Source organism: Arcanobacterium phocae, from assembly GCF_018913465.1.
Classification (GTDB): Bacteria; Actinomycetota; Actinomycetes; order Actinomycetales; family Actinomycetaceae; genus Arcanobacterium; species Arcanobacterium phocae_A.
Window position 1 is genome coordinate 88,015 of sequence record NZ_JABAPM010000003.1, and the last position, 23,439, is coordinate 111,453.

Genomic DNA, 23,439 nt, shown 5'->3' on the forward strand with positions numbered 1-23,439 from the left:
CTGATGAAAGATAATTGCTCATCGCGTTGATTGACTACGGTAATAGCTGTTTGGTTTCGCCGCCCACTAGCCGGATGGAATGGACCATAAGTCACCATTGTTACCGGCTGAGATTGAGGTTGTTCGTTCTCAACAGTTCGATGCAGAATGGAAACTACTGGAATCTACAGCCTGACTAGTATCATTAAACAGCTCTATTGCTTTGCTTAACGAGCTTGCCAGATTGCTTGGATTAGTACACACCGCACTTCGGCGAGTAAGCACCAAACCACTCTTCTTTCACACTTAAGCAGAGGGTGCTAGTGTGGTAATTAAATGGAACTAAGCCACCTTTCTTAATAGTTTCCCCATCGACCGTTCGAGGTTCCAGCTCGGACAGTCATTTATATGTGTGTTAAATGGAGTTTTGATGACTGACTGGGATGCAGATAAAGAGAAATTCGTTCCACTAAGCGTGAGAGAAGGAAAAAAAGAGCCCTTCCAGATGACTATCGGAATCCCAGTTCATTTTCGCCAAGCTGTAACAGATTGGCTCACTAAAGTTGGGCAAGCTCTTTACTGCAATACCGATAATTTTGAAAGCGAACAAGCAAAGATTGCTGCAGCAATTCGAACGCCAGGATTCGACTTCAATGCCGTAATTGAGAACATTAAGAAGATACCCGATGAGATCATCTTCGACGTTATCGACTACTGCCTCGGTAATCTTTCAGATATCACTAACAGTTATCGTTCCGGGCGAACACTTACCGAACTTCTTGCTGATTACTTGTTCATGGCTGATCACGAGTACAAACTCGATTCTGACGGGCGACGGTTAGTTAAACGTGTCGATCCGACCGTGTGCGCCGCATACGAACGGGCAATCTCACCAGAAGATGAAGCATCAGACCTACTCGCCTCAGCTTGGGCAAAACAATTCTCACGCAACCAAGACCCATCCGGCGCTTGGAACGATGCCCGTAAAGCCATCGAAGTCTTGCTTAAACCCATCGTTTCACAAGCCGATAACAATGCGACCATAACCAAAATGGCTAAAGCGATACGCGACGGCGAATCTAAATTCGAAGCCGACCTGCCAGGCAAGCCAGGAAAAGACTTTTCCGAGTCCCCTGTTTTACAGTTCGCACGCGCACTCGACATGGTCGGATATCCTCCCAACCACCACGGAGCCGCAGAAGTTTCATCCCAACAATCAGTCACGGCTGTTCTCCAAGCTGTCACTGTTATCGGATGGTTGCGTGAAGGTGTTTTCCGGCGAGTCCAATAGTTCTTGAATGAACGGGCAGATAACGTCGCTCACTACCTCGGCTTGTGCTCACGCTAAAAGGTACAGCTTTACTCGTTTCGACTCCGGAGATTGCGTCGGCCAGTTTGCGTCGTAAACTCCACGGAATCCAGACATTTTCACTGTCTGCACACTTTTCTTCCGCTAGTTTACGAGCTACTAATTCAATATCTTCTAGGCTTCCATCAATGCTCCGCATTCTAGTCCGCTCCCCTGTACACGCATGATATTTTTTGAACGGGATCCTTATTTGACTACAGGATCTTTTTCGGAGAACCAACAATGACTCTGGCCTTGATAGCTAGGCAGCACCCCGTAAAATACCTACGTACTACCCTTAGCAAACCACTTCTATTTTCAGCGCAATCATCAGTAAACTTAGTATAAAATATCGGCTAAGGCTCATATACGTTCCGAGCAATTATAGCTCGGCTGACGGTATGAGCTTTTTGTTTTCCCGCTGTTACCCAAGTGGGTTACTACTTTCAGACATATGAGCAGAACCATGTCCTGTGCGGCGGAAAACACCATTAATCTTCCACCGCACAGTCACTATCACTCAGCAATAAACCCGAGGTCCTCCAGGAAGCTGAGCGTCGTCGAATGCTCTTTGAACACTGCTGTATTACGCAAAATTCGCTGGCAAACGCTACCCAGTTCGTCACGGATCGCTTGGGTAATAACATCCCGATCTCGGCTATCGCCTACCCGCTCGCGAAGCTCAGCAAAAACTCCAGCAAACTCGTTCAGTTCTTCTGGAAGCTCCTGACCTTCAGCCAACAACTCTCCGATCTGCGCAAGCTGCCTATCCAGACGCCCCGGCAAAATAAACAAGCCTTGAGCCTCAATGAGCCCAATCGATTCTTGCTTGATTGCGAAGTATTCCGGATGTGCATGGAACACGCCTTCAGGGTATTCCTCGCTGGTGATATTTGACCGGAAAATAATGGACATTTCATAGCCACGATCGGTCATCAACACAGTTGGTGAAACAGACGAGAACACCTGATCGCCATCGCGCGGAATAATGCCTAGTTCGTCGTTACGGTAGTTGACCCAACCGTCTCGAATCCGCTCCGATACTTCCTCGATCGCGTCCCGATCAGTGGATACGACCCGAACTGCCGTATTGTGCCAGTCCAAAATTTCCACAGTAACGTTCGGGAAATCCGGGCAACGCAACGATTTCCAGGTGCCAGCCGTGTGCATCGGCAAGGTTTCCCTACCGCCCTGATAATGGTCATGTCCCAGAACCGAACCACCAGTACCAGCAAGCGCCGCGTTAGAACCGATAAAGAGCTCCGGGAACTGATCGACGAAATCGAGCAGCCGCCGGAACGTTCCCCGGCTCACGTGCATCGGCTTATGCTCCTGATTAACCACAATGCCGTGCTCATGGAAATAGCCGTATGGCGAGAACTGCCAGAACCAGGGACGGTCCCCAAGAGTTACCGGAACCGTACGGAGGGTGAATTTTGCACGCCCGGCAAAGCCCTCGTTCTCGTGACAGATCGAGCATTGCGGATATCCACCGGCAACCGCGTTCCCGGCCTTCGCGGTAGCACTGCTCTTAAACTCCGGCTTGGCTTTGTTGATCGTAACGATGAGCCCGTTCGTTTCAAACCGCGGGTTTTCCTCCAGCACACTCAACCGCACATAGTTGTTTTTGACCGAGTAATCGTAGAGTTTGTCCATCGCATACGATCCGCCATGCGCAGCGACGTCGTCGAAAAATCGGTTTTTGATTCCCGACGGCGTTAGGCTGACGATTCCGAACATCTGGTCGCATAACGACGACGCATCGTCCTCGTCAAACAAACCTGCCGCGATACCCGTCTCACGCAACTGTGCAATCAACGCATCCGGACGCTCGTGTTCGCGCCCGGTAGCACCGGTTGGCCGATACGAGTTGAGTCCGAACAGCCCGAAAATCCGGTTGCGGGTCCAATCCGCATCCGCCGGGTCAAGACCCAGATAGGCATCCGCATAATCAACCAGCGCATCGACTGCACGATAGAACGCTGTCAACTCGCTGTCGCTCATGTTACTTCTCCTCTGCCTCGTTGTAGACCCGCTCCGAGATTGCCCGCATCTGGTCATATTTGCGTTCAATATCGGCAACGATCGCGATCTGGTTACGCGCCCGGACCAAGTTATGATCTGGGTACGCGGTGCCGAAGTATATATCGCCGTCGAGGTAGTCAGCTAAGAAACGCATGCCGCATTCCACCGTCATCAACTTTGCCGAAAAAGCAAGCAAGTCGAGTTCGGCGGGAGTGAGCGTCTCCCGCAAAGCCGGGATGAATCCTTCGCAGTAGGCAGTGTACAGATCCAAGCTGAACCCAACTTTGGTGAGGTCTTTTTCGTCCTCGTCCGCGAGCGCAGCACCCGTACGTAGCGCATCGCCAAAATCGTAGAGGAGCGATCCGGGCATCACCGTATCAAGATCGATCACGGCCCGGACTTCTCCGGTATCTGCATCGAGCAAGATGTTATTGATCTTGGTGTCATTATGGGTGACGCGAGAGGGAATCTCCCCGCTAGCCATCAGATCTGTCACGCGCGAATATTCAGCGGCCCGCTCCATAAAGAACGCGATCTCGTCTTGCACTTCGGCCGCCCGTCCCGCAGTATTCTTCTCGATCGAAGCCAACAGATTCTGGTATCGCGTTGGAGTGTGGTGAAAGAACGGAATCGTTTCTGCCAACAACGTAGCATCGAAATCTGCCAAGTCACACTGGAACTGACCGAACGCTGCAGCAACTGAGCGCACCATGTCTGGCGAAGTTGCCAAACTGTATGAGCGCGAATTGCCGATATAACGATACATTCGGAAATATTCTTCCCCGTGGCGAAGATACAGCTTGTTATCGAGCGTCGGAATAATCTCCAGCGTCTCTTTGCCTTTCTTCACCAAATGCTCGGTGACGAGCTTAATGTTGTTCATCAAGCTATCCACATCCGCAAACACGGTTGTGTTGATCTGTTGCACGATATAGTCGTCGCTACTGGTTGTCACTCGATAGGTTCGATTAATATGCCCGTCACCCCAGCGGGTACTCGAGACGTGTTCCCCGCGAATACAGAATTTTCGTGCAATGCTCCATGCTTCATTCATGATATTGACGTCCATTCAATCGCTGACGGCGCCAGATCAAACGTTGCCGTCTTACCACCGGGCAGGCTCACAACAGTGTGCTGCGGCTTCTCCGAATTGTTCACTACCGCGTAGATACCCTTATCGGCAAAGTATGCCACTTCGCATTCTGGGTTCGATGACCCCCAAACGGCGTACTGGTCTTCCTTGCGTGCCGCATAGAACAAGGCGCGTTCGAGCAATCGTGCGTTCAATGCCGAATATGGCAGACCAGAGAGGTAGACGCCACGGCCGTCGTCGTACTTATTGACTGCGAGCTGAACCTGGCCGTCGAGCCCGGAAATCACGGTTGTTTGCTGTGAAATCGGGAAGGTGTTCATAATAGCTTCGCCAAAATCGAGGCTCTCGCGCGGAATATCGTGGATGACGAAGTGGTCCTCTGTGAGCTCCGGCCAATACTTGTCCACGTTCAAGCTGTGGTAGATTTCTTGATCCACGCCCAGAATATCTGCTAACTGGAAATGACGACCACCGTGTTCGACGGCGCTCGGCTGACCAACACCCACGAAGCCCTTACCAGAACTGACCCAAGAACGAATCAACGAAACGAGCTCCGGATTCTTCCAGGCTTGTGCGCCGGAATACGATGTGCCTTGTGGACCGGCGTTAATAATGACGTCGATCTCCGGGTCGATGCCGTTGGCGAGGACGTCGTCGAAACTCAAGAAACGCAGGTTGACGCGCATACCCGAAAGCGCTTCGAGGATGCCGTAGAACGAGCGGTTGTACTTGTTCGGCAATGCGTGGGCAACCGTGAACTCCTGCCAGGATCGGCGAGCACCCCACGCATCCAGCAATGCCACTGTGAGCTGGGCTTGAGCACCAGTACCGCCAGACTTGTCATAAATATCGCGGAACTCGTTCGCAATCGTTGCCACGTCGTCTACGAACTTCGGGAACTTCGCTGCCAAAGAAAGATAGCCACCGTAGCCCATGCGCTCAAGTGGCGAACGCAAAATAGCGCGGCGAGCCTTGCGCCAATTATCCCACGCTTCGATCGACGGATCAGCGCCCTCGTAGAACGAATCCGGGAAGAAGTACGGCAAGAAGCGACCCTCGCGATACTTGACGCCCTTGATGTCAGCAATCATGCGGGTGGTTGTACCGTCACCGACCGAACCGACGATCGCATCCATACCCACATTCGGGAAGGTTGAACTGTATGGTTCCGTGCCGATCCACTGATCGCCGAGGAACATCATGGCTTCCTTGCCGGCCGCCTGAACTCGCTCAACCATCTGCTTCATCAGCGAGTGAACAAAGTTCGCCGTGAAGTCGAGCCAGTCACGCTGTTCCTTGCTTGGGTAGACGAAGGACGAACCGTAGGATCCGCCGTCGACGAAGTGCTCCGGACGCATCCGATAGCCATACTCACGTTCGAACTCATCGAGCGCACGCGGCGAAACCGTCACCGCAAAACCCGTCCAGTCCACGATTTTTTCTTTGCGTTCGTTGTTGAAAATCAACGTGAACTGGTAGAAGAACGTAGTGAAGCGAACGACGTCGACATGCGGGTTATCCACCAGCCACTTATCCAAGGTGTTCAGCATAAATTCTTGGATTTCCGGGTGGCGCGGATCGAACGCGATTTCGTGTTCCTTATCGCCCCAATCGTTGGTGATGTGGTTGTACATCTGCACCGGATCCCAGATGACGTAAGCCAGGAATGTCACGGTGTATTCGTGCATCGGCTGAGCGTTGTGAATATGAACGACGTCGGCGTGCGGATCGAGCTCCCACCGATCAGCTGGAAGAACCTCACCCGAGGTACGATCAATAACTTCCCAGAAACGTCCCGGATCAGCGTCCCGGTTAATGGTGAGCTGCTCGGCAAAATAGGTGACCATCAACGGCACATCAACAGTATCGGCAGTAGCACGGGTACGTTCCGACATCAGGTAAACCATCGGCACCGCGTCCATGTGGTCTTTCATAAAATAGTTGTGCCCACGAGTTGGGAAGTAGGCACCGTAAATCCGCTTTCCCATGTTAATCACGTCAGCATCCAAGTGGGTGCCGTCTGAATTACGGATAGCATCCGCACCCCATTTTTCGGCTAACTCAGTGGACTGCTGAATAAAGTTTTCTTCGGTAGGTATAGTAAAGCGACCAACGCTCATATTTACTCCCCTAATAACAGGTACTCACGACGAGGTATAAGCATCCCTCAGCTGTGCCAGTGGAACGATCAGCGACTGACTTGGAGAGTCCACGATGACACTCCACAACTGCAAAAATCGTAGCACATTTACTCGCGGGGGCTAGGAAGTGAAGCCATCCATCGATCCACTGCGTCATAGAACTTTTCCGGCTGATCGCGGCGCACACAGTGGCTTGCTCCGGCGATGCGCTCAATAGTTATTACTGGGTTGGTGATGGTCACAAGCCGTCCGTCATCAAACAAAACATTGTCTCGATCTCCGGCGATAAGCAACGTCGGCACAGCTAGCTTTGCGAACAGAGACTCGTCCGTAGTTCCAACCACGCCACTTTCTACCAGACGCATATCCACGTTGGTTTTACCTTGCACCCAACCAGCACATTCAGATGCCGACCAAGCTGGGTGTGCAGCACGGATATCCATCAGCGCTTGCCCTGGATCAGCACACACCCCACGCACTCCGGCAGCGAGGGCCGGCGCAGCTTCCCGATAGCTTTTTGCTTGGCAGACAGTCAAAATCGCTGGATCTTCTAAGACTGCTCCCGCCACTAAATCTGGGTAGTTCACCGCCACCCACGCGGCAATCGCACCACCCATCGAATGTCCAATGAGGAACACTTTACCGTTGGCAGCCTGAGGTGCGTATCGTTTGACGACGGCGCTTGCAGCTTCACATGCGGCAAGGAACGGATCGCACAGATCGTCGTCGGAAAATCGCTCCGAAAAACCGTGCCCCAAGGAATCAACTAACAGAACCTGCCAGCGAGCCCCGAAGCGAGTAGCTAAATCAGCAAGTGATGCTCCATTATCAGTAACCCAATGAAAAGCGAGGATAATGCCGTCCAGCTTTTTGCCTGTTTCAGTCACAGATAACCGCACGATGAATCCTTAAAAAATACGAACACGCCTGACTCTCCTCAGAATACTCGCGCATTCATCACTCATGCCAAGCAAACGCAAGAAGTTCCCGCAAAACCGCACGATCGACGTCGGCAAGCGAAGCAAATGATATGCACGTCCGACCACAATGGACGTTACCAAGCCGGGTAGCAAATTCCTCGTAATAGCTCGTATACCGGCGTAAATACAGGAATATTCGATTCGGGCGCACCGCGAACCCCACCTCTAGGCCATCACATAAACAGTCAGGTTTGACCCCCGGCTGAGTTTCCCCGTAACCAACGATGGCCGGACCCCACATAATCGGCTCATGGCCGGTTACGTCACGAAAAATATGTGCGAGTTCGATGGCATCACTGGCGATGGTCCGTGGGAGCCGACGTAAAAACTGCTGCACAGTTATGGGTTTGCCGAACGAGCATGCAGGGCCGATGCGCATTCCATCCCCCTTGCCATACGTCGTTGAATGATCGCCAGATACTCTTCCATCGTTCCATAGGCATCCCTAATTTTCTCGTTCTCAGCAATAGTGCCGTTATAGCATTGTGCAACTAATCAGATGTATGACTTTTAATGACTTTCTCAAAACAGGTACCAAAGTCCTATGGTGTGGGTTACAGTTTTTCTATGACGACCCACTAGCACTCCTTGAGACAAAACTGGAGGACCCCATGCGCACCCCAATCACCCACGAAAGCACCGCCATCTCCCAAGGCTCCCAAGCCCAACCCGAAATCGGAAATGCGCTCATCCGCCACTTCCTCCCCGTGGCTGGCGGGCTCCTCCTAGGAGCACTCATCTACTTCATCTTCCCGGACACCATCTCCGATTCGCTACGCGAAACATTCGCCGCAAAGAACATGGACGTCACCCGGCACGACCTCGCCATCACCGCCGCGATCGCCGTCGTCATGGGTCTATGGTGGATGACTGAGGCAATACCCTTACCCGCAACCGCGCTCCTCCCACTTATTGCGTTCCCGGCGTTCGGCGTCGTCCCCATCAAAGCCGCGGCCGCACCCTACGCTTCAGACACAATCTTCCTCTTCATGGGCGGATTCTTCCTCGCACTCACCATGCAACGCTGGAACCTGCAACGCCGTATCGCCCTCATCACGGTACTCCTAGTGGGCACCCGGCCAAAGCGCCTCATCCTCGGCTTCATGATCGCCACCGGATTCCTCTCCATGTGGGTCTCAAACACCGCTACCGCCGTGATGATGCTTCCGATCGGCCTGTCAATCTTGAACACAGTTGGGAACGTTTCCAACGACGGCGCCAACCCCACCTTGCGCTATCCGAAATTCGCAACTGCTCTCATGCTCGGGATCGCCTACTCGGCGTCAATCGCGTCTCTATCCACCCTGATCGGAACCCCACCGAACGTTCTGCTGCGCGCCTACCTCCAAGAAACCCACGGAATCACGTTAAGTTTTGGACAATGGATGCTCTTCGCTGCACCAATGGCATGGACGTTCCTTCTTCTGGCATGGGCAGTACTAGTCCGCATCTATAAGCCAGAAATCGACGATATCCCCGGCGGGAAAGCAATTATTCAACGCGAACTCGCCGCGATGGGGAAGATGACAGCGCAAGAAATCATGGTGGGCGTGATTTTCATTGGCGCCGGATTGGCATGGATTTTCCTGCCAGTCATCTGGCCCGAAACCCCGATCAACGATTCCGGCATCGCCATGATCGTTTCACTACTGCTGTTCGTGACGCCAGCTAAGCCAAAACAAGGCATCGCACTGCTGGATTGGAACACCGCGAAAGATATTCCGTGGGACATCCTGATCCTGTTCGGCGGCGGCCTATCCCTCTCCGCCGCATTCGGATCTTCCGGCCTATCGCTGTGGATCGGCGACCACGCTCAAATCCTCGCCGGACTGCCGCTGGTAGTTATCGTGGTCATTGTTACCGCGCTCATCATCGGTCTAACTGAAATGACTTCCAACACCGCCACTGCGGCCGCCTTCTTACCAATCATCGGCGCGGTAGCAGTTGGCATGGGCGTTCCTGTTGAAGCACTCGTCATTCCAGTGGCACTGGCGGCAACATGCGCATTCATGCTGCCGGTAGCCACCCCACCAAACGCAATCGCATACAGTTCTGGATTCATCAAGATCCGCCAGATGATGAAGGCCGGTATGCGACTAAACATCATCAGCATCGCCCTCATCACCGTATTCACCGTATGGGTTGGACCACTGGTTTTTGGCTATTAATCGCGGTTTTTAGGGCGACTCTTTGCCGTCGTCCCCGCCAAATCTCACTAAATGTTTCCTACGCCACGTTTTTTAGTTAGCATCTTGGCGAAAATCGTTGTAAGCTAGAGGACGTTCCGACGAACACTGCGCTCGTAGCTCAATGGATAGAGCGTCTGACTACGGATCAGAAGGTTGGGGGTTCGAGTCCCTTCGAGCGCGCGTTTCGGCCCAGTGGTGAATTATCCTGCTGGGTCGATTTTTTATGCCGGCGGCGCTGGCGGCTGACCACAGTGGCTGGTCGCGGCAGCGACCGCGTGGCCCACCGGCAACCAGCTGGCCCGCCGGTCCCGCACAAAATCTCGGAATCTCACACGGTAGCACGCTATATACCCCTACCGTGCCGCTGGGCGAGATTTTGTGCGTGACTACTTAGACAACTCAACTCGGAAACAATCCGAGAAGCTTCGGTAATTCTCTACTTCACCGATCCTGCAGTCAGCCCAGATACGATGTATTTCTGTAGCGCAAAGAACACCACCATTACTGGAATCGCTGCCAATACTGCACCGGCCGCAAATAGTCCCCAGTTTTGCGAGAACTTCTGCGAAACAAAACTAAACAATCCCACTGCGAGAGTCTGCTTTTCTGGAGAAACGAGAACCGTACTCGCCACCGCATACTCACTTACAGTTCCAATAAATGACAACAGCGCAACCACCGCCAAAATAGGCGTGACCAGTGGAAGAATAATTGTGAAAAATGTTCGAGCATGACCGGCTCCGTCAATCTTCGCCGCCTCATCAATTTCTTTCGGAACCGTATTAAAAAATCCATACATCAAATAAGTGTTAGTTCCCAGTGCGCCACCCAAATACACCATGATTAACGCCAATCTACTGTTGATGCCAAGGGCAGGGAAAAAATCACCAAACGTATCCAGCAACAAATAAATAGCGACAATCGATAAAAGTTGCGGAAACAACTGCACCAAAATCAGCGACAGCAATCCTGCACGCCGACCATAAAACCTCATGCGAGAAAACGCATACGCAGCTAACGCACCCAAGAAAACTGACAAGACCGCCGTCGTCAACCCAATAACAACCGTGTTAACATACCAATTCCCGTACGGCTGATGCGGAATTGAAAACAATCCAACATAGTTATCAAACGTCGGCTCTGCAAAAAGCTTATTGGACGATAATAACGTACCGCTCTGATTAAGCGAGGCAGACAGAATATAGCAGATCGGAAATGCCGCAAAAACAGAAGCAACAACTCCCACAATATGGCGCCAACCCGTATCAATAAACCAGCGCTTTCCCTGCCGAACGAAATCCATGTCAGTTAACCTCCTCAAGCGACTTCGACATCCGGAAACCAATCGCGGAAATCAACGCAACAATAAAGAAAATGATGATCGCAAACGCACTTGCCAAACCGTAATCCCTATTAGCACCCACAAACGCGAGCTTGTAGACCATCGAAATCAAAATGTCTGTACTACCAATGTTTAGCTGTGATTCAGAATCCACCGGACCACCTGATGTGAGCATATAAATAAGGTTGAAATTATTGAACGTCATCGCAAAAGACGAGATGAGCAACGGCGCAACCGACACAAGCAACAAGGGGAACTTAATCAGCCGGAAAATCTGCCATGCTGAAGCACCATCCAGCTTCGCAGCCTCAGATATGTCCTCAGGAATAGATTGCAACGCTCCCATACAGACCAAGAACATATATGGGAAACCCAACCATAAATTCACAACAAGAATAGAAATCTTAGCCAGAACCGGCGACTGAAGCCACGGAATATCCGCACCACCAAGCAAAACTTGGTTGATGAACCCAAACTTTTCGTTCAACAAACCAGCCCATACCAGCGCTGAAAGAAAACCTGGGAACGCGTAAGGCAAAATGAGCAAAGACCGGTAAAACCTTCGCCCCTTCATCCGAGGATTATTGAACGCCACCGCCAAAAACAAACCCAGGGCAAACGTAGACGCTACAGAAACAAGTGAATACTCAATAGTCCACACGAAAACACTGAAGAATGAGCCACGGATTCCTTTCTCACTAAAAGCCTTCACGAAATTCGCTAAACCAACATTGATTTTCCAACCAGGGCTCAACTCTTTACCGTCGTCAGAAACAAAGGCCCCCACGCCGGCATCTCGGTACACAACTCCGCTCTCCACGTCCGTGAATGTGTCCTTCTGTGGATCGTATTCCACAGTAGAGTGGAAAATAAAAGCAGTTGTGCCATCCGCAGTTCGAAGTATGCCATCACGCAGATCAGCGCTCACTGGCACACTCAACTCAGATATCTCATTCTGATACTGAAGCAACCCTGCAAAATCCAGCGAATGACAATCCGGCACCGAAGGAATCCCCTGCGGATCTATCTCCACATGAGCGATCTTCTGCGCGGGTGAATCCGGCTTTCCTAGGAGATAGTTTCCTGCTGGATCAGAGTATATGAAACCGAAGTCGTTACCGCACTTAACTACCGTGATCGGTACCGGATCCGAATCTGGATCCTTTTCAAGCGAGGCTTGAACAATAGAAGAAATCGCATGCTCTTTATCGACGTTATGACCCGTTCCGTAATTTGTGAACGCCACGTATGTGGAATAGCCAATGGCAAACATTTGGAAAACAAACAGAAACACCAAACCAGGAATGAGGTACTTGGCAGGTAGCTTATTTTTACTCCAATACACCCAGTTTATGAGAGCAGTTATTCCTAATAACGCCAAAAAGAGTAGCCAACGTTGACTGGATAAAAGCAGAAAGGCCGCGTAGAGGCTAAAAGCATCAAGGAAACCCAAGATAACGATTTTGATAATCAAGGGAGTCATTCGAATATCTGCATGGGAGCATAGGCGTAGTGCTCGCTTATGCTGCGCCGAGGATCGCACATCGTGTCTCATTGTTCTTTCTTTCAGCCTCTACCGGTCAATTCAGGTGAACCTACACTTCAACTATTTGTTCAGAGTCTTCGCGATGTCTTCAGCCATCTTCGCCCAAATCTCCTGAGCCTTACCCTGGTTATTCACAATTGATACTTCGGCAGAATTCCAGGAGTCCCACACTGCCGACATCTCTGTGATGTTTGGGAGCGGAACACCGTTCTTCCCCGCTTCCGCAAACCCCTGAACGATTGGGTCCGCAGCCACCTCAGCTAATGCGTCCTTCAACGCCGGTGGGTTTCCGCCGGCTTTGAACAGATCCACCTGAACATCCTTGGTTCCAATGTAGTTAACCAAGAAATTTGTTGCTGCGAGCTTATTTTGAGATTTCGCAGTGAGGAAGAAACCCTGCACACCAACAAATGGACGGGCAGGCATACCGCCTGCACTTGGGATTGGCTCGACTGCAAAATCTATATCAGTCTTTTGAATTGCCGGAATGTTCCACGGACCACTGATAATAAATGGCGAGGCGCCTTCGGTAAACTTCGAGATGGCAATGTCTGCTGACATAGATGTACTCAACAAGCCCTCCGAAGTTTCCTGCGCCATCCAATTTGCAAAATCTACTCCGTGCTGGTCGCCGATTGTCAGCTGAGATGGATCATAACTTCCATCCTCATTCTGTCCAAAAACGAATGAGCCAAACGACGTTTGTACCGGATACAACGTGTAGGGGTCACCTTTATCGCCAACTTGTACAAGATAAGGGTATTCCGTTCCAGCAGCCTTACCCATCGCCTTCATATCCGCCCAATCCTTAGGCATCTCTGGCGCTAGTTTCTTGTTGCGAATGAGGGCAACGTTTTCAATCGAGTACGGTACTCCGTAAACTTTCCCCTCATGTTTAAACGCGTCCACAGCGACCTTTTCGAATTTCTCTTCAGATGCACCCAATTCGATCGTCTGGATAACACCATCTGCTGCCAATAATCCAGTCCAATCATCTGGACCAATCGAAATATCTGGACCTTTTCCTGCTGGAACTTGAGTAATTAAATCCTGTTGCAAAGAACCGAAATCTTTCTGAACAAGTTCAACCTCAACACCAGTTTTCGCCGTGAAATTTGTTGCTGCTGCCTTAATCGCATCAATGTGGCCAGCATCTACCCACACTGTAAGTTCACCAGTATTCTTGCTATCGGCCTTGTCAGTATCTTTTTCTGAAGAGCAAGCCCCAACCCCGCCAAGAGTAAGAACTGTTGCTAAACACAAGAATGATATTTTCCGCAGCGACACACCCGCCATCGTGTTACCTCCATATTTCGTGCGATTCCACCACTTTGTGGATTCACGTTCAGCCACAGGCTAACAGGTGACACTTTCCGTAAGATCAGAGTTTCTTATGTTCGCTCAGTTGTTTCAAAATACTGAAACAACGTTTCATTTTCCGGTGTCTGTTTTACTACGCGGAGGCGCCGTCGTTTCACGGATAACTAATTCTGGAGAGAAAAGCGATTCGCCCATAATCGTTTCTTCACCCTCCACACTGTCGATCAGCGTGTGCGCAACCGCGGTTCCCATAGCCAACATTGCTTTCCGGACTGTAGTTAACGGTGGCGCGGTATACGCTAACAAATTCGAATCGCCATACCCGATAATCGAAATATCTTCCGGTACCCGCTTACCATGTTGTGTCACTGAATGCAGCGCTCCTAAAGCCAGAAGATCCGATCCGCAAACCACAGCGGTCACGCCACATCTTAGTAAGCGCAGTGCAGCAACATACCCTATCTCCTCCCGATCGTGGCTCGTCACTATCCATTCCGACTTATACGATCCACATTCGCGTTCCATGGCAGCCTTATATCCATCAACAAAGCGCCTAGTAGGAACCGTAGATACCGAGGAAATTAACAGCCCAATTCGAGTATGCCCCAAGTTCCGCAAATGCCGAACAGCCATATCACTAGCTGCCCGATCGTCGTGGGAGAAAAATGGTGCACGTATGGATGGATTGAAACCGTTGGAAAAGACAACCGGTATATCGCGGTCAACCAGATCGGCATACCGTGTTGCGTCACCGCCAATCTTTGCGTGAGCGCCACCAACGAAAATTACTCCCGCAGCTTCTTTATCGCTCAACATCCCGATATAGTCTTCTTCTCTAATCCCGTCCTTGCTGTGCGTACATAGAACTGGAGTATAGCCACTCTTCGCCAACGTGGATTGTGCAACTTTAACGAATAACCGATCGCACGGTTCTTCTGATTCCGGGACAACAAGACCAATAAGTCCAAAACTGCGTGGCCGTAAACTTTGTGGCCGTTCAAACCCTAAATTATCGATAGCGTCAATCACCAGGCGCCGCATTTGCGGGCTCACACCAGAACGATTATTCAGCACTCGCGACACTGTTGCTTTACTTACCGACGCTTGCTGAGCGATCTGATCCATCCTCGACACCATAAAAGAATTGTGCAATATCTGAAACACCGATGCAAAACATTGAAACGTTAACGCTCTCTTGTGAAATCGCCGTGCTTAATAAAAATTCATTCCTACGATTGTGTTTAACACCAATACGAAGGAGCATCATGATTAACGCCGATAAACTTTTACCTCCCTGCGTTCACCACGACGGGTCGGAACTCTACGTTAGTACGATGACTCCCGTAATCGGCGAAGAAGTCACACTATCTATCCGTACCAGCCACACGCTTGACGTCAGCGAGGTGTACGTTCGCGTAGTTATCGACGGCGATCCCCATTATATTCGTGCACAAGAGCAGTCTGTCTCCGAGAACGAAACCTGGTGGTCTGCAACCATTACGCAAACCAACCACCGCATGAATTATCGTTTCGTACTCCAGGCAACCGATCGCACCTACTGGTTCAACGGAGTGGGCCTTCATCAGCGAGATGTCTCCGATACTCACGATTTCACAATAACAACATACGACGTTCCAGACTGGGCTAACGAAGCAATTTTTTATCAGATTTTCCCTGATCGTTTCGCACGTTCGACGGAGCACCCGGTAACGTCGTCGCCACAATGGAGCATTCCCGTAACATGGGAAACTCCGGTGGCGGCCGAAACCCCTGACGGAGTTAAGCAATGGTACGGCGGATCGCTATGGGGTATCAAGGAACATCTCGATTATCTTGCTGACCTAGGCATAAACGCCATCTATCTCACGCCTGTCTTCCCAGCAAACTCCAACCACAGATATGATGCTCGTTCCTTCGATACCGTTGATCCTTTCCTTGGCGGAAACGAGGCATTATCGTCGCTGATTGAAACAGCACACGAAAAAGGCATCCGAGTCATAGGTGATCTCACCCTTAATCATTCTGGAAATGAACACCCCTGGTTCATCGCAGCTCAAACCCAGCCAGACTGCGAGGAAAGCGACTTCTATCTCTTCACCTCTCCCGATCACCGGTCCTATGTGTCATTCGCAGATGTGCCTTCTCTACCAAAGTTCGACCATCGATCCCATACTCTTCAGAAAAAACTCTACGACGGACCACGCTCAGTAGTTTCACGATATATCGCTGACTTTGACCTCGACGGCTGGCGAATCGATGTGGCACAAGCAGCTGGCCGTCATCACGAAACTGACCTAAACCACGAGATAGCACAGAAAACTCGTCACACCATGGCCGAGTTCGGGAAAAACCGACTACTTTTAGCCGAGCATCAATTCGATGTTTCCGCTGATCTCCAAGGTGACGGATGGCATGGGACTATGGCTTATGCCGGATTCACAAAACCAATCTGGGGATGGCTTGGGAAAAACATTGACCGCGACCAGTGGGGAGCCCCGCTTCCGGCTCCTCGCCTTACCGGAACGCAACTAGCCGATACGATCATCGAATACTCTTCTTTGATTCCGTGGAAAAACTATCTATCAAACATGAATCTCCTTGATTCTCATGATTCTTCTCGTTTCCGCTCTGTAGCTGGTGATTTCCAGCCGTTAGGTATTGCACTCTTGTTCACTCTTCCGGGTATGCCGACTATTTTTTCTGGTGACGAAATCGGAATCGAGGGCGTGGGCATGGAAGCTTCCCGCAAGCCGTTCCTGTGGAATCAGGACCGGTGGGACTCTAACCTATTCGATCTTTACAAGACTTTCGTTCGACTGCGTCGGACTCATTCTGCGCTGTGTTCTGGTGGTTTGCGCTGGTTCGCCACGGGTGATGATTACGTAATTTTTGAACGTGCGAATAGCGAAGAAACCTTGCTCATTGAGGTTTCTCGGGCAGCTCATACTCCTCTTGTTTCGAGTGTTGACGCAACGAGCCTGCTAGACGGAGAAAATCTTGTAGCTGGCGAACTGATGCCAGAGCTATCGTGTGGATTCAACGTCTGGCTTGTTCGGTGAACAATTTGAACGTTGAGGCGGGCGCACAAAATCTCGAAATCCCACACGGTAGCACACTATAGCCCCCCTACCGTGCCGCTGGGCGAGATTTTGTGCGCGTACAGTAGAATTACCTCATGACTTTTCTTGGTTTACGCAATACTGCTGGCATGATTGCCGGGCATCTTGCTGCTACCGCCTCGCGCACGTTAGGCCGTGGCTCGGGCGGCATGATCGGCGGCCGGGTGGCTTCTCGGATCGCCCCGAACCTCCTGCGCGATTTAACCCAGCGCATGAAAGTGGTCGTTATTACTGGCACGAACGGTAAATCTACCACCACGCGAATGATCGCGGAGGCAGTCACCGCCGGGGGCCTGAGTGTGGCAACCAATCGTGGCGGGGACAATATGCTCCCCGGCGTTTTAGCTGCCGTCCTGCAGGATCCGAAAGCTGACGTCGCCGTCCTTGAAGTGGATGAAATGTGGGTCGCGCGCGTAGCTCAAGAAGTTAACCCAGACGTTTTCGTTTTCCTGAATCTGAGCCGAGACCAGCTGGATCGCGTTGGCGAAATCGCCTCGATCGAACGCCGGTTACGCAGCGCGATCGACGCTCACCCGAACGCCACCGTGATCGCCAACATCGACGATCCACTCATGACCTCCGCCGCCTGGGATTCCCACAATCCAGTATGGGTGGCTGCCGGCCAAGGCTGGTCCGGCGATTCGCTTACCTCGCCGCGCACCGGCGGAATCATTGTTTATGGCGACGACGAAAGAGCCCACACCTCCGATTCACCGGTCCCGCCAGCTTCGGGTCAAGATTCACAGGTCTGGTGGCGGGCCGTTGGCCTTGATGCAGACCTCGGCATATCCGAGACTTCACCCTTTGCGCGCCCCTACCCGGACTGGTCGTGGAGCGTGGCAGAGGCCAACTATCAGCCTGGTGTTCCCATGCAGGTGCACGGACCAGATGGAACCACGAACGTCGTCGTCAATCTTCCGGGCCGCGCAAATCGTTCCAATGCCAGCCAAGCCCTCGCCGCAGCCCACGCGCTCGGTGTAAACCCGGAAGTCGCCGCCCGCGGTATTGCCGGCGTTTCGTCGGTGGCTGGACGGTACGCGAACGTGAACATCGACGGGCGAAACGTGCGGTTATTGCTGGCGAAAAACCCGGCCGGCTGGCAAGAATCATTAACCATGCTTCGCCCCGGCGCAGCCCTCGTGGTAGGAATCAACGGGCAAGTGGCCGACGGCGTCGACCTGTCCTGGCTGTGGGATGTCAAATTCTCTCAACTCGCTACTCGGCAGGTCTGGGCGTGCGGCGAACGCGGCGCCGACCTCAACGTGCGCCTCCACTATGCCGGCGTAGCAGCCGATTTCGTGGCCGACCCGGTGGACGCCATCCACGCCACCCCGCCCGGCGATGTTGACGTCCTCCTGAATTACACGTCATTCCGCGACACCCGCGCAGCATTAAGAAAACGAGGCTATGAGGTATGAGTTTACGTATTGGAGTGCTTCTGCCAGAAGTGTTAGGCACATACGGCGATTCGGGAAACGCTGAGATTTTGGCGTTCCGGGCGCAGGCTCGCGGAATCGATGCGCAGATCGTTCACGTAGGTATCGACGACGCCATCCCGGACTCGCTCGATATTTACACCCTCGGCGGGGGCGAAGACATTGCCCAAACCATCGCATCTCGCAAACTCGCAGCCGATTCTGGGCTGGCACGCGCGGTGGCTGCTGGCCGGCCGGTGCTGGCGATCTGTGCCGCCTTGCAGGTGCTCGGCACTTACTATACTGACGCGGAAGGCAAGAAAACTGCCGGTGCCGACCTGCTCGATGTCGTCACTCTTCCCCAAGGATTGCGGGCGATTGGCGAATTGCGGAGCGAACCCGGGCCGGGGCTGGCTGCCCGCGGGGTAACCGACACGCTGTACGGTTTTGAGAATCATGGTGGCGGTACGGCGCTCGGGCCGGATGCTTCACCTTTCGGTCTGGTCACATTCGGCACCGGCAATGGCGTTCCGGGTGTTGCACCGGCGCGCACTAACGATTCGCGCACGCCCGATCCAGAACTGGTTTTGGCTGGCACGCCTGATGGTTATGTGACTGAGGTTGATGGTCGGCGGATTGACGGCGCAGTGCAAGGATCGGTTTTTGCTACCTACATGCACGGGCCGGTCTTGGCACGTAACCCGCAGCTGGCAGATATGCTCATTGCCACGGCTACCGGGGATTCGCTTCCACCACTGGATGTGCCGGGGGTGGCTGCCTTGCGCGCCGAACGCGAGCAGTTTATCGCAGGTAAGTAGCTCTGCTGGTGCGGTCTGTTCCCGTTAACTTGTCCCGGTGGGCCGGACCACCAGGGATCCCTGCGCAAATCTCGAGTTCCAGCACGGTAGCCCGCTATAGACTGCTATCGTTTCGCTGGACGTGATTTTGTGCGGTGAATTATGCCGGATTATAAGAAAGCAGGGACGCGATGGCGGTCATCACGTCCCTGCTAATTATCTAGCTTTGCTAGTTTTGCTTATCAGTTTTACGGCCAAGCACAACACTTGCTGCGCCTAGCAAGCCAAGTAGTCCAGCAACCATAGCCAAAACCAAACCATCAACACCAGTCTTTGCTAACTGAGCACTCTGCGACTGCTGCGGAGCTTGAGGCTGTGGCATAGCCTGTGGCTGTTGCTCAGCCCGACCTTGACCGGACTGCTGTTTACCAGAGTTGGTCTTACCATCCTGATCTTGAGCCTTCTTATCAATGCCTGGTTTCTCCGACTTTGACGAGTCATTATGCTTACGCTGATCCTGCTTTGGATCTTCCTGCTTTGGCATAGGCTTCACATCATCATGCTTCGGAGCCTGCGGCTTCTCAGGTTGAGCCTCTGGCTTCGGCTGCGCTTCCGGAACATTAGGTTCCTGCGGATCTTCTAGCTTAGGCATAGGCATAGCCTCTGGCTTATCCGGCTGAACCTCCGGCTTCACATCATCCTGTTTTGGGCTTTCCGGCTTCGGCATAGGCTTAGGAGCCTCCGGCTTGGGAGCTTGCGGTGCCGGTGCAACCTGCGGATCTTCTGGCTTAGGCTTCGGCATAGGCTTAGGAGTCTCCGGCTTGGGAGCTTGCGGTGCCGGTGCAATCTGCGGACCTTCTGACTTTGGTGCAACAATCGTCACTGTGATTGTCTGCAGTAGAAAGTTCTGCTCGTGGTCAACAATATTAATACTGATTACTTGTCCTGGCTTAGCATCATCTTTAGCTTTGACTTTGATTTCGTCTTGGCGATTCATAGAAACTTGACCATCAACTGGCCCACTTACCGTTCCCACGATTACAGTGGACACAGCTGGCCTACCTAAATTCTTGAAAAGAATAGTCCCACCTGGAGCTACTGTTCCAGAAGTTTTCCAGTTTGCTGGCTTTACCGGCTTCATTCCTTCAACAACCTGTGCGCGGTCCACAACAGCTGGCTCATTTGCGAAATCAGCAAATGCGGCACCGGCGCTTAGCGCTTGCCATCCGAGTAGAACACTTCCAGCGACCACTCCAGCCATAACTTTTTTCGAATTGATCATTGACACTCATTTCAGTTTTTACACATTTTTAATTTTTGTTAAAACTAATTCTACTAAAAATACTGAAAATGTCAAGAATGATGATTGCTAGTCATCTCCACTTTGGCGAATTACCGCCAGCTGTGCGACTAACATCTCATAACGCAAGCGCTTAGAACCGCGTCAACAGCACGATTACTTCGCAGTGTTTCGTATGCGGGAACATATCCACGACCTGCCCGCGCGTCACCTTATAATCCGGCATCCGCGCTATATCTCGCGCTAGCGTTTCCGGGTTGCATGATGAGTACACCACTTGTGATACACCGGAATCGTTGAGCCACTGGCACAGTTCTGCGCTTAGCCCACGTCGTGGCGGATTGACGACGACGGCGTCCGGCATCTCGCCTTCGGCGCGAGCCGCCCAGGCGGTGGCGTCGTCGGCAATAAATTGCACTCGGTCTGCGCATTCCATCTGTTTAGCAGTCTGAGATGCCGCCTGAATTGCTTGTTCGGAAGTTTCCACGCCAACCATGCGTCCGTGAGTGCGCGCCGCAGCTAACGCGAGCGCAAACCCGCCAACACCACAATACAAATCCCACACATTATCCGCGTTCTTTAACCACGTGACAGCATTATGGTAGAGCGTGGCGGCAGCATCAGTGTTGGTCTGGAAGAACGATTGTGGCCGCAGGTTGAGCGTCAACGGCTCCGGAAGCGCCGGGATATCCAAGTACATCGGCAAGACATCCGATTCGGTGATCAGAATTTCTTCAGAACCTTCGATAACTGCCTTATGTTCCGGCTGAACATTGAGCGAGATAACGCGGATATTGGGCAGCATCGTCCGCAGTTCGGCCTGACGTTTAAATAAGACGCCTTGGACGCCGCGGCGGCGAGCCACGAATCGAACCATGAGTTCGCCGTCGTCAGACTCGGTGATAATAACGTACTTGAGTACCCCAATGTTGGTCGCCGGCGAATACGGTTCCAGCCGGCAGGCGGTGATAAACCGCGCGATTGCAGGGATTGCGCCACGGATACCGGGGGTTGGCAGTGGACAGTCACGCAGGTCGACTCCACGTCCATCGTCGCCTAAAATCCCCAGTTGTGGCTGGCGTACTGTTCCGGTAACAACAAGCTTAACCTTGTTGCGGAAGGCTTGCGGGCGCGAGGCGAACGGTTCATCCCACTGCCCAGCCTCAATCAGTTCATGGACGCGCTTGTTCTTAGCGTCGATCTGCTGCGGGTACGGCGTTAAAAGCTCGGTACATGACCGGCATTCGCCCGCCTGAAAATAGTGACAGTCCAGAATCTGGGAGGTCACAGGTTGGACGGGTAGTGAGCGGTGGGCGGTTTTCGTTGCAAGTAGCATTATAGGGTTTTCTTCCAATCCTCAAATATTGATTCGTGCAAGATTCCCGGCACATATTCACGTCCGACGCCGGCAAAGGCACACGCTTGTGCTAATTTATCAGAGCATACCGCAACCATCTCAGCAATCATCGCCATGGCGTCTTGTTCACTTATTCCATAGTGTGGAGCTTGGCGCACCACACACATAAGGTTATGAGCGCGTTCGCCGTTCTTTCCATATGGCATGGCACTGTTGGCTTCCCACCCGGAATGCCGAGTTGTTTCTAGGTCAAACGCCGGAGCAAGCCGGTAGTTATGGCCATCCCAAATCAATGCATGATTTCGCGCATGGTCGTCGGTATTTCCAATAAGAACATTGGCAATAACACGCTGAAAAACCTCGCGCGGATTGCCTGATTTTTCAGCTAAATCTAGGTAAGATACTCGCGGAATCAACGTGTTTTCCTCATGAAACAGCGTCACGAGGGAGCGCGTATGGCTACGCAACTGAGCCGCTCGATCAAATCTCTCAATAACTAGCGCATCGCGCCCGTTTATTGTCATCACATTAAACGGAGTTAGTGTTAGTCCCATCTGTTGTGCCAGATAGAGTGCACAAGCTTCGGTTCGTATCAGCGGCCGCGGATCGTTCGACGTCGATAGCTTGACGATCTTCGAATCAACGATGATTTTGGGGCGCGATCCGCCAATCGATGTGCCGTGGTTCAAGGCAATACTGATCTGCGGGTCGAGAGCCTTGTTCGCTAAAAGATCTTGAATCGACGATTCTAATTGTTCGAGTGAAGTATCATTATTTTCTCGCGGCTCGTAAGTGATCGCCGAACGTTGAAAATCTAAGGCACCAAACCGGTTAGACCCTGATTCCAACAGGTAAGCTCCTACCTCTTGTTCAACGGTTCCGTGGCGATAATCGATCACCATTTTTCCCCAGCCGTCGGGAAGACCATCGGTAAAAACTCCGTGAATAGATAGCCCGGCAGGTGGCGAAAAAATTGTTCGCACCAAGGGCAAATCTTCGGCGAGCGCTATCGCTTCTTGCCGAGCTAGGTAGGAATTAGCATAGGCAAAATCATACCTATCACCCACCCGATGTAGGACACCGGCAACTACTGGCGTTCCACTATTTGCCAGCCATGCCCACACATAAATATCCGCTATCTCAGAAGTCAACATCGATTGGTTCCATCTGACGTATCCGAGCAGGCAAGAGCGCTGCTTGTTGCCCGGAGCGGGCGCGCATCTCAGCAATTTTTTGTGGCAATTCTTCCCCGAAGATCGGGATTCGAAGCACCTGGAGCACGGCGAAAATCGTGGCTATAGATGTGGTGGGCGAGCCGTTTTCGATCGACGCTATAGTACGCAGCGAGCAGTGCGCCCGCGTTGCGAGTTCTGTTTGCGTCCACCGGTTATTCGCGCGAGCAATGCGGATATTGTTTCCCAAGATCACCAGCGCGTCATCAACATAGGTAGTTGTTGCAATTTTTTTGCGACCCATCACCCCTCCTCA

Annotated in this window: 18 protein-coding genes and 1 tRNA gene; 6 read left to right on the top strand and 13 right to left on the bottom strand. The window is 52.1% G+C overall.

The annotated features are described in order from the left end of the window. Positions 1-409: 409 nt before the first annotated feature. Positions 410-1,270, top strand: coding sequence for a hypothetical protein (locus tag KSO86_RS04795; protein WP_216378463.1), 861 nt, complete (start codon positions 410-412; stop codon positions 1,268-1,270). A 573-nt stretch (positions 1,271-1,843) separates the two neighbouring features. Here the strand turns inward: KSO86_RS04795 and KSO86_RS04800 are convergent. The 5 genes from KSO86_RS04800 to KSO86_RS04820 form a co-directional block, all read right to left on the bottom strand. Next, positions 1,844-3,331, bottom strand: a complete 1,488-nt coding sequence (locus KSO86_RS04800) for a galactose-1-phosphate uridylyltransferase (protein ID WP_216378464.1) — start codon at positions 3,329-3,331, stop codon at positions 1,844-1,846. Between the two features lies 1 nt (position 3,332). Further along, the gene (locus KSO86_RS04805; RefSeq protein WP_216378465.1) at positions 3,333-4,406 is read right to left on the bottom strand and encodes a phosphotransferase enzyme family protein; all 1,074 of its coding nucleotides are present in this window, start codon (positions 4,404-4,406) and stop codon (positions 3,333-3,335) included. Further along, positions 4,403-6,565, bottom strand: coding sequence for a 1,3-beta-galactosyl-N-acetylhexosamine phosphorylase (gene gnpA / locus KSO86_RS04810; protein WP_216378466.1), 2,163 nt, complete (start codon positions 6,563-6,565; stop codon positions 4,403-4,405). The genes KSO86_RS04805 and gnpA overlap by 4 nt, the downstream gene beginning before the upstream one ends. Positions 6,566-6,693: 128 nt before the next feature. After that, positions 6,694-7,485 carry an alpha/beta fold hydrolase gene (locus KSO86_RS04815; protein ID WP_216378467.1) on the bottom strand — a complete coding sequence of 264 codons (792 nt, stop codon included), beginning with the start codon at positions 7,483-7,485 and terminating at the stop codon, positions 6,694-6,696. 58 nt (positions 7,486-7,543) lie between these two features. Then, complete coding sequence (locus KSO86_RS04820) at positions 7,544-7,945, bottom strand: hypothetical protein (protein WP_216378468.1); 402 nt, start codon at positions 7,943-7,945, stop codon at positions 7,544-7,546. 232 nt (positions 7,946-8,177) lie between these two features. Here KSO86_RS04820 and KSO86_RS04825 point away from each other — a divergent pair, with 232 nt between their 5' ends. Both KSO86_RS04825 and KSO86_RS04830 read left to right on the top strand, forming a co-directional pair. After that, positions 8,178-9,734, top strand: coding sequence for an SLC13 family permease (locus tag KSO86_RS04825; protein ID WP_216431876.1), 1,557 nt, complete (start codon positions 8,178-8,180; stop codon positions 9,732-9,734). A 128-nt stretch (positions 9,735-9,862) separates the two neighbouring features. After that, positions 9,863-9,935, top strand: a tRNA-Arg gene (locus tag KSO86_RS04830). A gap of 256 nt (positions 9,936-10,191) precedes the next feature. Here KSO86_RS04830 and KSO86_RS04835 read toward each other — a convergent pair. From KSO86_RS04835 to KSO86_RS04850, 4 genes are all read right to left on the bottom strand, one after another. Continuing rightward, the gene (locus KSO86_RS04835) at positions 10,192-11,058 is read right to left on the bottom strand and encodes a sugar ABC transporter permease (RefSeq protein WP_216378470.1); all 867 of its coding nucleotides are present in this window, start codon (positions 11,056-11,058) and stop codon (positions 10,192-10,194) included. A 1-nt stretch (position 11,059) separates the two neighbouring features. After that, positions 11,060-12,652, bottom strand: coding sequence for an ABC transporter permease subunit (locus KSO86_RS04840; protein ID WP_216378471.1), 1,593 nt, complete (start codon positions 12,650-12,652; stop codon positions 11,060-11,062). 51 nt (positions 12,653-12,703) lie between these two features. Beyond that, complete coding sequence (locus tag KSO86_RS04845; RefSeq protein WP_216378472.1) at positions 12,704-13,939, bottom strand: sugar ABC transporter substrate-binding protein; 1,236 nt, start codon at positions 13,937-13,939, stop codon at positions 12,704-12,706. A gap of 135 nt (positions 13,940-14,074) precedes the next feature. Beyond that, positions 14,075-15,088, bottom strand: a complete 1,014-nt coding sequence (locus KSO86_RS04850) for a LacI family DNA-binding transcriptional regulator (RefSeq protein ID WP_216378473.1) — start codon at positions 15,086-15,088, stop codon at positions 14,075-14,077. Positions 15,089-15,297: 209 nt separating this feature from the next. Here KSO86_RS04850 and KSO86_RS04855 point away from each other — a divergent pair, with 209 nt between their 5' ends. The 3 genes from KSO86_RS04855 to KSO86_RS04865 all read left to right on the top strand — a co-directional run bounded on the left by KSO86_RS04855 (position 15,298) and on the right by KSO86_RS04865 (position 19,315). Then, on the top strand, positions 15,298-17,022 hold the full coding sequence (locus KSO86_RS04855; protein ID WP_216378474.1) for a glycoside hydrolase family 13 protein: 1,725 nt from the start codon (positions 15,298-15,300) through the stop codon (positions 17,020-17,022). A 116-nt stretch (positions 17,023-17,138) separates the two neighbouring features. Next, entirely contained in the window at positions 17,139-18,500 is a 1,362-nt protein-coding gene (locus KSO86_RS04860) for a Mur ligase family protein (RefSeq protein ID WP_216378475.1), read from the top strand. After that, positions 18,497-19,315: a type 1 glutamine amidotransferase gene (locus KSO86_RS04865; RefSeq protein WP_216378476.1), complete on the top strand. Its 819-nt coding sequence runs from the start codon at positions 18,497-18,499 to the stop codon at positions 19,313-19,315. The genes KSO86_RS04860 and KSO86_RS04865 overlap by 4 nt, the downstream gene beginning before the upstream one ends. A gap of 208 nt (positions 19,316-19,523) precedes the next feature. Here the strand turns inward: KSO86_RS04865 and KSO86_RS04870 are convergent, their stop codons facing one another. The 4 genes from KSO86_RS04870 to KSO86_RS04885 form a co-directional block, all read right to left on the bottom strand. Next, positions 19,524-20,576 carry an LPXTG cell wall anchor domain-containing protein gene (locus KSO86_RS04870; RefSeq protein ID WP_216378477.1) on the bottom strand — a complete coding sequence of 351 codons (1,053 nt, stop codon included), beginning with the start codon at positions 20,574-20,576 and terminating at the stop codon, positions 19,524-19,526. 151 nt (positions 20,577-20,727) lie between these two features. Continuing rightward, positions 20,728-21,930 carry a methyltransferase domain-containing protein gene (locus KSO86_RS04875; protein ID WP_216378478.1) on the bottom strand — a complete coding sequence of 401 codons (1,203 nt, stop codon included), beginning with the start codon at positions 21,928-21,930 and terminating at the stop codon, positions 20,728-20,730. Next, entirely contained in the window at positions 21,930-23,105 is a 1,176-nt protein-coding gene (locus KSO86_RS04880; RefSeq protein ID WP_216378479.1) for a type II toxin-antitoxin system HipA family toxin, read from the bottom strand. Before KSO86_RS04880 ends, KSO86_RS04875 begins: the two co-directional genes overlap by 1 nt. Beyond that, the gene (locus KSO86_RS04885) at positions 23,092-23,427 is read right to left on the bottom strand and encodes a helix-turn-helix transcriptional regulator (RefSeq protein ID WP_216378480.1); all 336 of its coding nucleotides are present in this window, start codon (positions 23,425-23,427) and stop codon (positions 23,092-23,094) included. The genes KSO86_RS04880 and KSO86_RS04885 overlap by 14 nt, the downstream gene beginning before the upstream one ends. Positions 23,428-23,439 lie beyond the last annotated feature (12 nt).